Origin of the sequence: Paraburkholderia caffeinilytica (assembly GCF_046030355.1) — a bacterium.
Taxonomy (GTDB): domain Bacteria; phylum Pseudomonadota; class Gammaproteobacteria; order Burkholderiales; family Burkholderiaceae; genus Paraburkholderia; species Paraburkholderia caffeinilytica_B.
Window position 1 is genome coordinate 29,109 of the sequence record NZ_JAQQCQ010000011.1, and the last position, 13,849, is coordinate 42,957.

General features: G+C 61.6%; 15 protein-coding genes. 7 read left to right on the forward strand and 8 right to left on the reverse strand.

Annotated features, from left to right (window positions below; all coding sequences use genetic code 11):
* The first annotated feature begins 653 nt into the window (after positions 1 to 653).
* Both PQQ95_RS17915 and PQQ95_RS17920 read left to right on the forward strand, forming a co-directional pair.
* Positions 654 to 2,942 (forward strand): hybrid sensor histidine kinase/response regulator family protein, encoded by a 2,289-nt coding sequence (locus PQQ95_RS17915; protein ID WP_408438771.1) that lies wholly within the window; start codon positions 654 to 656, stop codon positions 2,940 to 2,942.
* A gap of 240 nt (positions 2,943 to 3,182) precedes the next feature.
* Positions 3,183 to 4,220 (forward strand): hypothetical protein, encoded by a 1,038-nt coding sequence (locus PQQ95_RS17920; RefSeq protein WP_408438773.1) that lies wholly within the window; start codon positions 3,183 to 3,185, stop codon positions 4,218 to 4,220.
* 95 nt (positions 4,221 to 4,315) lie between these two features.
* On the opposite strand, the gene PQQ95_RS17925 is transcribed toward PQQ95_RS17920, so the two are convergent.
* From PQQ95_RS17925 to PQQ95_RS17940, 4 genes are all read right to left on the reverse strand, one after another.
* Positions 4,316 to 4,870: an NADPH-dependent FMN reductase gene (locus PQQ95_RS17925; protein WP_408438775.1), complete on the reverse strand. Its 555-nt coding sequence runs from the start codon at positions 4,868 to 4,870 to the stop codon at positions 4,316 to 4,318.
* Positions 4,871 to 5,147: 277 nt separating this feature from the next.
* Positions 5,148 to 5,417: a DUF6723 family protein gene (locus tag PQQ95_RS17930; protein WP_408194945.1), complete on the reverse strand. Its 270-nt coding sequence runs from the start codon at positions 5,415 to 5,417 to the stop codon at positions 5,148 to 5,150.
* A gap of 11 nt (positions 5,418 to 5,428) precedes the next feature.
* Positions 5,429 to 5,713, reverse strand: coding sequence for a hypothetical protein (locus PQQ95_RS17935; RefSeq protein ID WP_408438777.1), 285 nt, complete (start codon positions 5,711 to 5,713; stop codon positions 5,429 to 5,431).
* A gap of 530 nt (positions 5,714 to 6,243) precedes the next feature.
* Positions 6,244 to 6,375, reverse strand: coding sequence for a hypothetical protein (locus PQQ95_RS17940; protein WP_408438779.1), 132 nt, complete (start codon positions 6,373 to 6,375; stop codon positions 6,244 to 6,246).
* A gap of 453 nt (positions 6,376 to 6,828) precedes the next feature.
* On the opposite strand from PQQ95_RS17940, the gene PQQ95_RS17945 reads away from it, so the two are divergent.
* Together PQQ95_RS17945 and PQQ95_RS17950 are read left to right on the forward strand one after the other, a co-directional pair.
* Positions 6,829 to 7,437, forward strand: coding sequence for an RNA polymerase factor sigma-70 (locus PQQ95_RS17945; protein WP_408438780.1), 609 nt, complete (start codon positions 6,829 to 6,831; stop codon positions 7,435 to 7,437).
* Positions 7,418 to 7,627 (forward strand): zf-HC2 domain-containing protein, encoded by a 210-nt coding sequence (locus tag PQQ95_RS17950; RefSeq protein WP_408438782.1) that lies wholly within the window; start codon positions 7,418 to 7,420, stop codon positions 7,625 to 7,627. Before PQQ95_RS17945 ends, PQQ95_RS17950 begins: the two co-directional genes overlap by 20 nt.
* Before the next feature lie 112 nt (positions 7,628 to 7,739).
* Here PQQ95_RS17950 and PQQ95_RS17955 read toward each other — a convergent pair whose 3' ends face one another.
* Both PQQ95_RS17955 and PQQ95_RS17960 read right to left on the reverse strand, forming a co-directional pair.
* Complete coding sequence (locus tag PQQ95_RS17955; RefSeq protein WP_408438784.1) at positions 7,740 to 8,030, reverse strand: DUF1272 domain-containing protein; 291 nt, start codon at positions 8,028 to 8,030, stop codon at positions 7,740 to 7,742.
* Positions 8,031 to 8,167: 137 nt separating this feature from the next.
* Complete coding sequence (locus tag PQQ95_RS17960) at positions 8,168 to 9,544, reverse strand: GntT/GntP/DsdX family permease (RefSeq protein ID WP_408438786.1); 1,377 nt, start codon at positions 9,542 to 9,544, stop codon at positions 8,168 to 8,170.
* 228 nt (positions 9,545 to 9,772) lie between these two features.
* Here PQQ95_RS17960 and PQQ95_RS17965 point away from each other — a divergent pair, with 228 nt between their 5' ends.
* Positions 9,773 to 10,756: a sulfonate ABC transporter substrate-binding protein gene (locus PQQ95_RS17965; RefSeq protein WP_408438788.1), complete on the forward strand. Its 984-nt coding sequence runs from the start codon at positions 9,773 to 9,775 to the stop codon at positions 10,754 to 10,756.
* Positions 10,757 to 10,784: 28 nt separating this feature from the next.
* Here PQQ95_RS17965 and arsC read toward each other — a convergent pair whose 3' ends face one another.
* The gene (gene arsC, locus PQQ95_RS17970) at positions 10,785 to 11,144 is read right to left on the reverse strand and encodes an arsenate reductase (glutaredoxin) (RefSeq protein ID WP_408438790.1); all 360 of its coding nucleotides are present in this window, start codon (positions 11,142 to 11,144) and stop codon (positions 10,785 to 10,787) included.
* Between the two features lie 245 nt (positions 11,145 to 11,389).
* Positions 11,390 to 11,578, reverse strand: coding sequence for a hypothetical protein (locus PQQ95_RS17975; protein ID WP_408438792.1), 189 nt, complete (start codon positions 11,576 to 11,578; stop codon positions 11,390 to 11,392).
* A gap of 518 nt (positions 11,579 to 12,096) precedes the next feature.
* Here PQQ95_RS17975 and parA point away from each other — a divergent pair.
* Entirely contained in the window at positions 12,097 to 12,759 is a 663-nt protein-coding gene (parA, locus tag PQQ95_RS17980; protein ID WP_054034704.1) for a ParA family partition ATPase, read from the forward strand.
* Between the two features lie 24 nt (positions 12,760 to 12,783).
* Positions 12,784 to 13,839, forward strand: a complete 1,056-nt coding sequence (locus tag PQQ95_RS17985) for a ParB/RepB/Spo0J family partition protein (RefSeq protein WP_408438794.1) — start codon at positions 12,784 to 12,786, stop codon at positions 13,837 to 13,839.
* Positions 13,840 to 13,849 lie beyond the last annotated feature (10 nt).

Sequence of the window (13,849 nt, forward strand, 5' to 3'; positions counted from 1 at the left end):
TGCGCGTTAACGGCGGGTAGAGGTGGTTTCTTTAGCGCGCGGTCTGCCGACCGGCGGTGAAGCGGGCTGAAGCTTGCGAGAATGCAGCTTGCAAACGAGCGGGGGGCACGCGCAGCGAGGCGCTTGTGACGGAAGCCGTGGGCGCGCATGGATGCGCGCAAGCACGGTGGACGACGGCTATGACCGGCATGTTCGAAGCCTACCCCGTAGATGAATCCGCGCGGCTCCACGGATCGGGCTGGTCCCCTTGCCGCGCGCGCTGTTTCCGCGAGCGCCTTCGGTCACGCGTTGTGCGCGTTGTCAGGCGGTCCTCGCGGCAGATGCATCCGAACATGGCGGATGCATTATTTATGATGGCATTGATTTTCGAAGCAAACGGGCGGAAAGGCAACTCGCCAATTTCGCTTTGATTAAAGAGATTTTCCTGTTAAGTACTATTTTTGGAAATATTTCGGTAGATTTGGAAGGCATCCTTTTACATTTATACTTTTGTGTACGTTTGCGCTTCTCGATTTGTCACTGATTCAAACGGCCGGCAAATCAGCGGCCGATTTGTTTGCCACGGTAACCAGTCCCGCTGTTGCGTGTCTATGCTTTTCGTATGATCCCGGCTCCCGGCCCCTTCGCCCAGAACGACCTTAGCGTTATCGACCATGACATCAGAACGGTTCGACCCGCCCGAAGCGAGCCGCCCTCCCGCTAGCCGCCCGGACGAGGCACGGTTTCCAGCCGTACCGGAACAGAATTTCCACGTCCGGCGCATCACGCTGATCGCGCTGCTGATCGCAGCCATCGTGTTCCCGTGCGTGTACGTCGCGGCCACGGCGTTCAGCGATCTGCGCGGGCGCATGGCCGACGCGACCGACGTCACGCTGCGCACCGTGCGCGTGGCGGAAGAACACGCGCTAAAAGTGTTCGACATGAACGAAACGCTCGACGCGCGCATCGTCGATCTGACACAAGGTCTGGATGACGACGGCATTCGCGCCAGAGAGGGCGAGATCCACGAGAAGCTGCGCACCATGGGCGGCGGCTATCCTCAAGTGGCAGCCGTTTCGATCTTCGGCCATGCGGGCGATCTGCTCGCCACCAGCCGCTTCTATCCCGCGCCGGTGGTGTCGATTGCGGATCGCGAAGACTTCATCGGCATTCACGACGGCAAGGGTCTTGAACACGTTTCGAGGGTGATGACGGGGCATGTCGTGGGCGAGCAGGTATTCAACACGGGCGTGCAGCGGCTCGACGCCAATGGTTCGTTTGCCGGGGTCGTCTCGGTGGCCCTGCGGCCCAGCTATTTCGACGCGTTCTACCGGGAACTGCTCGGCGGCAGCAACAGCACGCCGATGACCATGAGCCTCGTGCGCACCGACGGCGCGATCCTCGCGCACTATCCGCGCCGGCCGCACGAGCCGCTGGCAATGGCGCCGACCTCGCCGCTGGCCGAAGCACTGGCGCAAGGGCGGCGAGCCGGCGTCGTCCGCATGCATTCCGACCTCGACGGCGACAACGTGATCCTCGCGTTCCGGCGTATCGGCGCCTATCCGGTGTACGCGCTGTGCAGCTATCGCACCTCCGCGATCTGGGCTGCGTGGTACCGGCACCTAAGCGTGCTGATCCTGTCGATGTTCACGCCGTCCATCGTACTGTGGTGCGTGATCTGGTTGTCGCTGCGGCGCCTCGGCGCGGAAGAGGAAGCATGGGAGCGCTGGCAGGCCGAAGCCTCGATGCGCCGCTCGATCGAATCCGCTTATCGTCAGTCGCGCAAGATGGAGGCCCTCGGCAATCTGGTCGGCAGCGTGGCGCACGATTTCAACAACCTGCTGATGATCGTCTCGGCCAACGTGCAAATCGTGCGACGGCGGGGCACACCGGGGCTCGACCGCGAATTGTCGGCGATGGAGCGGGCGCTCAAGGGCGGTCAGTCGCTCACCCGGCAATTGCTCGGCGTCGCGCGCAAGCAGCCGTTGCGCAACGAGACGCTTGCGCTCGAGCGCTGGCTGCCGGCGTGCCGCGAGCTGCTGCGCGCCTCGCTCGGCGCGAAGATTTCGCTGGTGATGGACATTGGCGTCGATATCTGGCCCATGCGTGTCGACGTCGCCGAGCTCGAACTGGCGCTGATCAACGTCGCGGTGAACGCGCGCGACGCCATGCCCAACGGCGGCCGTTTCACGGTTCGAGCCGCCAATATCAACTTCCGCCACCAGGACGGCTTTCCGCTGATGGGCGACTTCGTACAGTTGTCGCTCGAAGACACCGGCGGCGGCATGCCGCCCGAAGTGCTCGCGCGCGCCTTCGAACCGCTTTTTACGACGAAGCCGAAAGGCATGGGCACCGGTCTCGGGCTGCCGCAGGTTTTCGCTTTCTGCGAGCGCTCCGGCGGGCTTGCCGCGATCGACAGCGCGATCGGCGCGGGCACCTCGGTGCGCCTCTATCTGCCGCGCGCCACGGCCGCGCCAGAGGCCGAGTTGCCGGCTGAACCGGGCGTCGAGGAAAGCGGCGCGCCGCACGGTCTGCGCATCCTGCTGGTCGAGGATAACGACGAAGTCGCCGCCGGCACCGAGGCCCTGTTGCAGATGATGGGCCACCAGGTCACGTGGGTGTTCAATGCCGATACCGCGCTCCGCCTGTTCGACGACGCCCACGCGAGGCAGGCGCGCACCGGCGAGCCGCTGCCGTTCGATCTGGTGCTGTCGGACATCCACATGCCCGGCACGATGAACGGCATCGACCTGGCCGAAGCCGTGCAGGCTTTCGACACCCAACTGCCGGTCATTCTGGTCACCGGCTACGCGGAAGAACTCGACCGTGCGCGGCATGTGAACGTGCGGGTGCTGTCCAAACCCTTCGATATCGCATTGCTGGAAGCGCTCCTGCAGGCGATCCAGCGCGATCTGGCGCACACGGGCACCGATCCAGCTGCGGCGGCGCATCCGGCCGGCTGAAGCCGGCCTAGGCGGGCTTGGGCGGCCCTCCCTAATGGCGTCGTGGCCAATTACCCGCAGTTGTAAAAACGCGGCAGCCGCCGGCCACGGTAACTCGGTGACCCAATCGGCGCAGGCGGCCAGCAGCAGGCGAGGCGAGCCCATCACGCCGCTCCGGCACGATCGTTGCGGGGTTTTCGGGGAAAGAGACCGACGCGTTCTTGCGCGGTTCTATCCACCTAAAACCGTCGGGAGACAGCCATGCGACATACCGTGATTGGTTTATTCGACACCTATTCTCAAGCTGAGGCCGCGCGCGACACGCTGGTACAGACCGGTTTTGCACGCGACACGATCGAGTTGCAGGCGAATCCGGAACCCTCCGTCGGCTCCGCCACCGACGAGGTCGCCAGTTCCGGCGTGCTCGCCAACATCGAGCGTTTTCTCTCGAGCCTGTTTGCAACCGGCCCGCGCGCGCCCGAAACGGCTCGCTACGCTGAAGCCGTGCGCCGCGGCGCGGTGCTGGTCTGCGTGAGCGCGGCAAGCGAATCACACGCGGAACTCGCGCGCAATACCTTGACGCGGCTGGGCGCGACCGACATCGGCGAGCGCTCGCCCGAGTGGGATGCGCCGCCGGAATCGCGCCGCGATCATTCGATACTCGACGAACTCGGCATTGGCGCGGTAACGCCCGGCACGCCACATACTTCGAGCGTCGCGACGCCCGGCGCAGCGGCGCCCGCTTCAACCATACAGCCTGAAACGACAGCCGATTCACTCTATCCGCCACCCCTCATGGGCACCGACGCGGAGCCGTTCGTCCCGCCGCCGCTGGCTGAGCGGCCGGTGCGCGATCCATACAATGACCCACTGAACGATCCGGTCACCGACCCGCTGGTCGGTGATGCGGGACATACCGCGATCGCGGCCGGTTCGATGCCAGGCTCAGGCGCCGTCTTGCAACCGTCGTCGGAAATCGTCCCCGAAATGGGACAGCCGGCCGCCGGTTCAGGCGCCCAGATTCCAAACGAGTATCTGGAATACGAAGAGGATTTCCGCACGCACTACGACGAGCAATATGCCGCCGAGAACACGCGCTATGAAGATTACGTGCCGGCCTATCGCTATGGCGCGGAGATCGGTCAGGACGCGCGTTTTCGCGACAGGTCGTGGGACGACGTCGAGCCGGAAGCCCGGCGCCATTGGGAAACCACTTCGCAGGACAGCAGCACGTGGGAGCGCTTCAAGGTCGCCGTGCGCCACGGCTGGGAACGCGTGACGGGGCATCACCACGTCTAGGCGAACGCAGTGGCAGCGCCGATGTGCCGTAAAGCTGCGGCAACATCGGCGCTTTCAATCGGGTAGACGCTTGGATTGGTGGCCCGAATGAACCGTCAGACGGCGTTTTGACGCTTGACCCATGCGACATAGCGGTCGACGAAATTCTGCAAAAACTTGCGGGTGCTGTCGTTCACGATCTCGCCTTTTTCGTTGATGGCCGCCGGGTCGTGTTTGATGAACATTTCAGGCTGGCCAAGCGTAGCGACATCGAGGTAGGCCAAGACGTTACGCAGATGCTGTTGCGCCAGTGCCGTGCCGGTCGCGCCGACCGAAGTGCCGATCACCGCGCCGGGCTTGTTGCTCCACGAGTTGGTGCCCCACGGCCGCGAGCCCCAGTCGAGGGCGTTCTTCAGAACGCCCGGGATGGAGCGATTGTACTCGGGCGTGACGAACAGCAGGCCGTTGGCGGCTTCGACGCGCTGCTTCAGGTGTTTGGCGACTTCAGGGAAATCAGCGTCGTAGTCTTGGCTGTAGAGCGGCAAGGCGCCGATCTCGATGAACTCGAAGGTGAAATCCGCGGGCGCGAGTGAGATCACGGCTTGCGCCAGTTGGCGATTGAACGACTCGCGGCGCAGGCTGCCGACGACCACTGCGATGTGATAGGCCATGGTTCGCTTCCTTGAGGTAAGGCGCTGACGCGCAAAGGGTACGAACTGTCCATCATAGGCAATAGCCGCGCGGCATGGCGACATCACGTGCAAAAACTGCGGCGTCTGGCTGCGCAGGCCTCGGCCTCGAAAAGTAGCGAGCGGTGGATAACCCGGCAGCGACAAAAGTTATCCACAGATTCACTGAATAACCTTGTGGATAACTGGTACTTTTGCCTTGTCAATCAAGCATGCTTTCGGCCTAGTACGATTTGAGGCAACTGGACATTCTTCGCTGTCATTCCGGAACGGCGATGTCGCCATCCACAAGCTGCCAGCCGTACGTCTCGGCAAACACCTGAGCAGCATCCGCATTTTCAAAAAACGGCATGTCGGCATGGCCCTGGAAGGGATAGATCACGCGCTCGTCGCTCAACCGGATCACTTTCAGCGTCGGCACCGTCCCGCTGGAGGTTCGACGCGACGACACGGCGACCTGATAATTCGCCCGGCCGGTCAGCGGCGTGGAATTCGCGCCCTGCGAGCGCCTGGAAACGTGGCTTGCCATTGGTGCGCGCATCAGAGCCCAGCGATCGACTGGCCGGCAACCATGCCGTCGATCACCCGCTCCGCGTAACTCGCTGAGGCAATGCGTGCGTCGCCGGCCGCGCCAAATGGAGAACGGCTCGGCACCTGAAAGACCCGGCTGGTGGTCAAGGTGTCGTCGGTGCCGCGCCGGCAGATTCGCACGGCGGCGTCGAAGCCCGAATCGTAATGGCGGGCGCCATCGGCAGAACGCGGCTGATGCGGATAAACCAGTGGATAAATCTCGAGGCCCCGGTAACTTCTGATCGTATTGTTCATGGTGGTCGTCTCCTGTAGAGGATCTCGCTTGAAGCATGTCGCTGCGGATTCGGGGTAACGCCGGCGAGTCGCAGCGTTCAGCGAAAAACAAGTGTTGGTCGACGATGTGCGCGTGAAGAGCGGCTGCGTCTGTCAGGCCACGCTGACGACACCGTCAAGCGAAGTAGAAGGAAAGGACCCCGTTCAATTCAGGGCACTGAGATGAGAGGCTGATGCCTGAGGGACTGCGCAGGCCGCGCAGGAGAACTGCAAGCTGTTGGCTCACTGTAACACGTTAGAAGACTGAGCATTAGCCGCATTTGCGCGCCGGGCGCGGGTGTTGCTTCGGCGTGCCGTGTATTGCTTACCGCTTTCGGTTTCCCGGCACTCGCACGGCCCGCGGCCCTATGCCGTGGATACGCCAGTTGCATGTCAACCGTGCGGGATTAAATGAAAAAAGGCGCCTTTTATCAGCGCCTTTTTTGACTTCGAGAACCCACCTCATCGGCAGATTTGCGCCGGACAGATGTCCGGCTGCGTCCGCCAGACGATTAGTTGCCGAAGAACACGTTGCAGTACGATGCCGGACCATTGCATCGGGCCGGTGCTGCAGCCTCGGCTGCGCCCGAAGCAGCAGCAAACAGGGCGACGGAAGCGATCAGGGCGGTAAGAATGCGTTTCATGGTGTGACTCCTCTTCAGCGTTTGGTTCGCGATCGGGCTCGATCGATGGACTGAAGAATAGCGATTCAGTGTCCGCATAAAAACACTGAAGACAAGAAGACTTTTTCTCAGATAGTGAAATAATCCGGGCGCGTATTTCCGGCGAGCTTGGACTTGCCTGACTGTATGTGTGTTCTCGCTCATACGTCTAACGCTACAGCGCGCCGCCACAGCCCTGATTTCATTTTTTGCAACAATGCTTTTTGCTGTCATAAAGCCCGCTACCGCACGACTAAAGTCATCAGGTCATCGCTTGTCGGCGGGCACATGTTCAATACCGATTCGCTTGTGCTGCAACGTGCGGGAGAATGGCGCACCCGTCCAGGAACGGCGCGAGGAGACCGATCCGCCTATGAACCACAACGATTCACGAGAAAACGTGCGACAACCGCGAGCGCGGCGATGGAGCCTGCCATGGCACAAATAGGCGGCCCGGCGCTCGACGATCCCGTCTATCTGACGCAACTGCGGCGCGACCTGTTGCGCTTCGCCCGTTTGCAACTGCGCGACGCCGCTGCCGCCGAGGATGCCGTCCAGGAGGCACTGGCCGCCGCGTGGACACAAGCCGACCGGTTTGCCGCGCAATCGGAACACAAGACCTGGGTGTTCGGCATCCTGCGGCACAAGCTCGTCGACACCTTGCGCGCCCGGCAACGCACGGTGAACCTGTCGGCGCTCGAATCCGAAATCGACGGCGAAGCGCTGCTCGATCGCGAGCTCTTCAAGGACAACGGCCACTGGTCGCGCGAGACCAAGCCGCAACCTTGGCCGGCGCCGGAAACCGCGCTGCGTCAGCAGCAATTCTGGACTTTGTTCGAGATGTGTCTGGACCATCTGCCCGAGCACATCGGGCGCGTGTTCATGATGCGCGAATTTCTCGACCTCGACACCGAAGCAATCTGCGCCGAATTGCAGATGACCGCCAATCATTGCAGCGTACTGATCTACCGCGCGCGGCTGCGCCTTCGCACTTGCCTGAGCGAAAAAGGCCTATCCAGAGAGGATGCGAATGGGGAAGTGTAAGAACATCACGCGTCTGTTGTCGGACGCGCTCGACCGCCCCTTGAAAACCGGCGAATGGGTCGCGATCCGGCTGCATCTGCCGACTTGCAGCGGCTGCCGCAATTACCGCAAACAGATTCGTCTGCTGCGCGTGGCGGCGCAGACGGTGAGCGGGATTGCGACGCCAGGGGCGGGCGGCAGCGACGATTGACGCGGCGGCTGGGTATCTGGCCTTTGGCCTTGGGCGGCGCATCGAGCGCCGGCCCGGTAGGCGGCAATGGAAGGCGGCTGTCTTGAATGCCGCGTTGTGCTCGTGGCCTCGATTAGCGCTCGCCGGGTGGTGTGTTCCGGTAGCGCTCGAAGAAGCTTGCGTGCGACGCTTCGTCGATGGAGACGGGATGCGCTTCGGCGCCAGCCGGATGTTTCGCCAGCTGTGCGCGCGTACGGATAGGCCGATGCTGAAAATTGCCGCCGCAGTTCGGACACACGTTGCGCAGCGTGCTGAGCGCACACACCTCACAGAAAGTGCATTCGTACGTGCAGATCATCGCGTCGGGCGCGTTCGGCGGCAGGGATTTACCGCATCCTTCGCAGGACGGTCTCAGTTCAAGCATGGTGGCTCCGCGTCGGCAGGGAAACGAGGTACGGGACTGCACCTCGTCTGTATCGAAGCAGTGTAAGCGGACGGGGCTGTGCGGAATTGACAGCCCGGCGTCAATTTCTGCCACCGTTTGCGATCCCTACGCCGGCCTCAGGTCAACACCGTCCACAACGCGAACGTCAGGACGAGCCCGACGACGGAGACGATCGTCTGCAACACTGACCAGACCATCACCGTCTGCTTCAATTGCAACCCGAAGTACTCGCGCACCATCCAGAAGCCCGCATCGTTCACGTGGCAGAAAAATACGGAACCGGCGCCGATTGCGAGCGCCATCAGCGAGTTGTGTGTCGCGCTCAGACCCGCGACGACCGGGGCGACGATCCCCGCGGTCGTGGTCGTCGCAACCGTCGCGGAACCGGTGGCCTGCCGCAGCGCGACGGCAATCAGCCACGCCAGCAGAATCAGCGGCACGTGCGCGCCAACCGCGATCTTGCCGATCGTCGTGCTGATGCCCGCCACCACGAGCGCCTGCTTGAGGCCACCGCCCGCGCCGATGGTCAGCAGCAGCGCGGCGATCGGCGGCAGGCTCTTGCGCAGAATGCCGCCGACCCGATCGCGCGCCATGCCACGCGACCAGCCTAGCGCCACCACAGCAAACAGCACGGTGAGTCCAAGCGCGACCAACGGCTCACCGAGAAAATTAAGCGCGTTGAACAGGAAGGTCTCGGGCTGAAGCAGCAGTTTGGCGACCGTGCGGCCCAGCATCATCACTACCGGCAGCAGGATCGTGATGAGCGAGATCGCGAAACTCGGCGGCTCACCGGTGTTTGGCGACGCGGTGAAAAGCTTGCCCATCTCCTCCGGCTCGACCACGTGCATCCGTTTCGACAACCAGATACCGTAGACCGGGCCCGCGAGAATAACCGCGGGAATCGCGACGATCAGGCCAAGACCAAGCGTCAGGCCGAGATCGGCATGCAGCGCGCTCACCGCGATCAGCGGCCCCGGGTGCGGCGGCAGCAGAGCGTGCAGCGTGGTCATGCCAGCGAGCGCGGGAATCGCAATCCGCAGGATCGGCTGTTGAGAGCGGCGCGCCATCACGAAGATGATCGGCACCATCATCACCAGGCCGACCTCAAAGAAGAGCGGCAAGCCGACGATGATCGCCACCAGCGCCATCATCCACGGCAGCGTGCGCGGCGTGGAATGTTTGAGGATGGTCGAGACGAGCCGGTCGGCCGCGCCTGACTCCGCCATTAGCGCGCCGAGCATCGCGCCGAGCGCGATGATGATACCGACGTCTCCGAGCAGCGCGCCGGCGCCTTTGCTGAATGCGCTGGCCACCGCTTCCAGCGGCAGTCCGGCCGCAAAGCCCGCTGCGAACGTGCCGACCAGGATCGACAGAAACGGCGCGAGCTTCAGCACGCTGATGAAAATGATGATCAGTGCGAGCCCGAGCACGCACGACAGGATCAGTTGAGTGTCGTGGGATGACCACGGCGCGAGTGTTGTCGTCAGATGCACGATGTTCCTTTTTCCGATTGACGCAACCGCGACTGCATGCGGATGACGGATTGTAGCGGGGCGCGGTGACTGGACGCTGTCAGACGCGCAGATTGGGGCCACGACGGGCGCCCCGGACGCTTCGGCGTGATTTGCTTATGCGAATTTATCGGTTCGTCCAGGCTTGCAGACGAATTATCGTCAGAGCCAATCGGTCCGTTTTGCGTCCGTTTTTTAACGAGCACTTTTATGTCCCGTCATCCGCAGCTCAAGCGCCGCGCGTTTATCGCCGGCGTGGGCGCCTCGCTGGCCGCCTCGGTCTTGCCCATTGTCTCCACGTCGGTCTTCGCGGCGGATGCGCATGCGAAGGAACTTCGTATCGGCTATCAGAAAGCGGCCAACACGCTTGTGTTGCTGAAGGCGCACGGCACGCTAGAAAAGCGGCTTGCACCGCTTGGCGTTACGGTCAAGTGGACGGACTTTCCCGCCGGGCCGCAATTGCTCGAAGGATTGAATGTCGGCGCGATTGACTTCGGTTACGTCGGCGAGGCGCCGCCGGTGTTCGCGCAGGCGGCCGGCGCGAATTTCGTCTATACCGCGTATGAAATCCCGACGCCGCATGCCGAAGGGATCCTCGTCCATCAGGACGCGCCGATTAAAACGCTAGCCGATCTGAAGGGCAAAAAGATCGCGCTCAATAAAGGTTCGGACGTTCACTGGTTTCTGGTCGCCGCGTTGCAGAAGAGCGGTGTGAAGTACAGCGACATTCAACCCGTTTTTCTGGCGCCCGCCGATGCGCGCGCGGCCTTCGAACGCGGTGCGATCGACGCATGGGCGATCTGGGACCCGTTCCTCGAGGCGGCAAAACGCCAGCCGAATGCCCGCTTGCTCGCCGACGCTGAAGGTATCGTGAGCCACCATCAGTTTTTCCTGAGTGCGCGGCCGTTTGCGGAACAAAACGGCGACGTGCTCGCGATCGTGATGGACGAGGTGAGTAAAGAGGGCGCGTGGGTACGCGGTCACTACAGCGAAGCGGCTGCTCAGCTCGCGCCGATTCAGGGTCTCGACGCTGGTGTGATCGAAGCGGGCTTGCGGCACTATGCGCACATCTACAAACCCGTCGATGCGAACGTGCTGGCAGAACAGCAGCGTATCGCCGACACATTCAGCGAGCTGCGCATCATCCCGACAAAGATCGTGACGAAGGACGCGGCATTACCCTCCAAGGCCTAAGGTCACTTGGGCCGCGATGTTTCGACGTCTAGGCGAATAGCACTTCGACGTTTTCCGGCGGGCGGCCAATCACGGCCCGCCCGTTTCGTACGACGATCGGTCGTTGCAGGAGAATGGGGTGTTGGGCCAATGCTTCGTATAACTGAGCGTCGCTCAGCGTGGTGTCGGAAAGATCAAGTGCTTTGTATTCGGCCTCGGTGTCGCGAATCATTTCGCGGACTGTGCAACCTAGCTGCGCGTTGAGTTGCTTTAACTGGGCGACCGTAAGCGGCTGCTTCAAGTATTCGACAATTTCCGTTGGTTCGTTCGCGCTGTTGTAGGTGGTTGCGATCAGGTCGCCTGTGGCTCGCGATTTTGAGCAGCGGGGGTTGTGGTAGATGGTGATCATGGTGGGTTGGGTAAGGGTTGCTTGGGGCGGGTTGCCGGGTGTTTTTTGTGGGGGATTTTAGCGGGTGCGGCGGGATGGCTGCAGGGCGTAGCGCGGGTCGGCGGGGTCGGAATTCTTAGGGGCAGGACAGTGGCGTTGCCCGTTGGTGATTATGTCGTTCGGTTTATGCGCATAAAGCGCCTGTGGGAAGTTGTTGTCACGTGCCGCCTTGGCGGCGGGTTCGACGCTCTGCTGAATGCTTCGACTCATATTGGGTGCCGGCAGCTATTTGCGTGAATGCCGTGCTTCGTGCGGCCGCCCCCCCAGTCCCAGTCCCAGTCCCAGTCCCAGTCCCAGTCCCAACGTGCCGTGCCGTGCCGTGCCGTGCCGTGCCGTGCCGTGCCGTGCCGTGCCGTGCCGTGCCGTGCCGTGCCGTGCCGTGCCGATAGGATCATGCATCGATCCATACGGTCAAAGTCCAGAGATGTTGGCGCCTCCACCTCACGCGTGAGTAATTCCCGACAGGTTTATGCGCATAAAGGTCAGCGCGCGAAATAACTCACGCTCCATGTTCGCGCCCAGATGTACCTCGCAGCCGTCAACCGCGAGATCATGCAAAAGCGATGCGTTGCGCCAACGCGGTCTTGATCAAGCAGGGCAGTGTCGAATGCAAGATGACTGCTCCCGCACAAGCTGAACCCAAAGACGTCGGCCCCAGCATCACGCTGGACCATGTAGCCGCCTCACGCTTCCGATACCTCATAGCGCAAGACATCTCCCAGACGTCGCACGCGCGTCGCCCCTGATAAGCGCTTCACAGCCTCTGCGCTTTTGCTCCGCTACCTTATGCCACGCTCTTTATGCGCATAAACCTATCCCGATCGGCTAATTCTTCTCGCGTTTACACAAAAACGATTGAAATGCGAATTCATCCAGGTAAAATCCTTTTGCGTCTAAAAAGAGGAGGTGAAGATTGGCAGCAGAAATCATCGCGGTAACACAGCAGAAGGGTGGGGTCGGGAAGAGCACAATCGCGATGCACCTCGGGGCTGCGTTCCATGAAAAAGGCAAACGCGTCCTTGTCGTAGACGCAGACGGTCAAAACACATTGGTCCACTGGGCCAGTGCATCATCAGACGGCGAAACCGGCATCCCCTTTCCAGTCGTCAACCTCTCCGAAGCCGGCAGCCAGATCCATCGCGAGATCAAGAAGTTCGTGGCTGACTACGACATTATCGTCGTCGATTGCCCGCCCTCCATCACCGAGAAAGTGTCCGGCGTCGTGTTGCTCGCAGCGAGCGTCGCGATTATGCCGACGTCGTCATCACCCGCCGACTATTGGTCGAGCGTCGGGCTGGTGAAGCTCGTGCAGCAAGCCCAGGTCATGAACGAGGACCTGCGCGCAGTCTTTCTGCTGAATAAGACCGAAGAGAAACGGATGCTGACGCGCGAACTGAAGCGCGCGTTGGAAGAGCTCGGCTTCCCATTACTTAAGACTCAGATCCCAACGCGCGAAGCCTATAAACAGGCCATGGCGTTAGGGCAGACAGTGCTTCAGATGAACGATCGAGGTGCCAAGCTCGCCGCGATCGAAGTACGGGCGTGCGCCAACGAGATCGCAGCCCTGCTCCCCTGAATTTATGCGCATAAAGGACCCTGAATGAAACCCTCCCAATTCGCCAAAGGCTTTCAAGCACGTCCTGATACGACCAGCAGCGAGAAACGAACCGCCCTTGATCGTCTGAACGCGATCGACGGTTTGGTCAAGAATGGCGCCACGACTGGCGATGTGCCGACCCGTACAATCCAGCCGGTCATGTCCCAGGACCTCGCGGAAGTCGAAGCCGCCGATATCGCCAATGAGTCCGCGGCCTACCGCGCCTGGCGGATCGAGCACGCTTACCGGCCCGGTCAGGTCATCGAGCTTGCGCTCAAAACGATCAAACCGAGCCCGTTCAATCCGCGCCATTTCTATCTGAAGGCATCGATTGCCGAGCTTGCCGTCAATCTGGCGAAGCAAGGCCAGCAGCAGGCGATTCACGTCATCCCCGATTACGACAATCCCGGCACCTATTTCGTCAGCGACGGCGGCCGGCGTGTGCGAGCGCTCAAAGAAGCAAACAAGGAATCGGTGAAGGCGATCGTGATCGATCTGCCGATCGGCATACAGAGCTATAAGCTCGGCTACGACCTCAACGTCCAGCGCGATTCGCAGACCGTATTCGACAACGCCGTCGTCTGGAAACGCTTTCTGGACGATCGCCATTTCCAGAGCCAGAAAGAGCTCGCCGAGCATCTCGGGCTGGACGAATCGACCATCGCGGTCGCCCTGTCGATCGCAAAGCTACCCGAGGCGGTCATGCATGAAATGGTCGCAAGGCCTGACCGCTTCGGCTCGAATATGGCGTATCAGGTGGGCCGCTATCACACTGCTCGCGGCGCCGACGCTACGCTGCGCCTGATTAACAAAATCCTCTCGGACGATCTCAGCACGCGACAAGTCGCAGACATCGTGAAGGGCAGGGCAAGCGCACAGGAAAGCACCAAGCCGGCAGGCCGGCAACGCTATGCACAGCGTCTGGAAATCAAGCTCGGCGGTGTCTCAGTCGGCGATCTGAAATCGTATGGCGATGATCGGATCGAACTACGCTTGAAGGGCCTCACGCGTGAGAAGCGCGATGACATTCTTCGTCAGATTGAAAAGATGCTGAAGTAACAGAGGGAGC

Excerpts from the sequence above, each read along its gene's own strand:
- PQQ95_RS17915 (WP_408438771.1), top strand. The coding sequence starts at position 654 with ATGACATCAGAACGGTTCGACCCGCCCGAAGCGAGCCGCCCTCCCGCT.
- PQQ95_RS17920 (WP_408438773.1), top strand. The coding sequence starts at position 3,183 with ATGCGACATACCGTGATTGGTTTATTCGACACCTATTCTCAAGCTGAG.
- PQQ95_RS17925 (WP_408438775.1), bottom strand. The coding sequence starts at position 4,870 with ATGGCCTATCACATCGCAGTGGTCGTCGGCAGCCTGCGCCGCGAGTCG.
- PQQ95_RS17930 (WP_408194945.1), bottom strand. The coding sequence starts at position 5,417 with ATGGCAAGCCACGTTTCCAGGCGCTCGCAGGGCGCGAATTCCACGCCG.
- PQQ95_RS17935 (WP_408438777.1), bottom strand. The coding sequence starts at position 5,713 with ATGAACAATACGATCAGAAGTTACCGGGGCCTCGAGATTTATCCACTG.
- PQQ95_RS17940 (WP_408438779.1), bottom strand. The coding sequence starts at position 6,375 with ATGAAACGCATTCTTACCGCCCTGATCGCTTCCGTCGCCCTGTTTGCT.
- PQQ95_RS17945 (WP_408438780.1), top strand. The coding sequence starts at position 6,829 with ATGGCACAAATAGGCGGCCCGGCGCTCGACGATCCCGTCTATCTGACG.
- PQQ95_RS17950 (WP_408438782.1), top strand. The coding sequence starts at position 7,418 with ATGCGAATGGGGAAGTGTAAGAACATCACGCGTCTGTTGTCGGACGCG.
- PQQ95_RS17955 (WP_408438784.1), bottom strand. The coding sequence starts at position 8,030 with ATGCTTGAACTGAGACCGTCCTGCGAAGGATGCGGTAAATCCCTGCCG.
- PQQ95_RS17965 (WP_408438788.1), top strand. The coding sequence starts at position 9,773 with ATGTCCCGTCATCCGCAGCTCAAGCGCCGCGCGTTTATCGCCGGCGTG.
- arsC (WP_408438790.1), bottom strand. The coding sequence starts at position 11,144 with ATGATCACCATCTACCACAACCCCCGCTGCTCAAAATCGCGAGCCACA.
- PQQ95_RS17975 (WP_408438792.1), bottom strand. The coding sequence starts at position 11,578 with ATGATCCTATCGGCACGGCACGGCACGGCACGGCACGGCACGGCACGG.
- PQQ95_RS17985 (WP_408438794.1), top strand. The coding sequence starts at position 12,784 with ATGAAACCCTCCCAATTCGCCAAAGGCTTTCAAGCACGTCCTGATACG.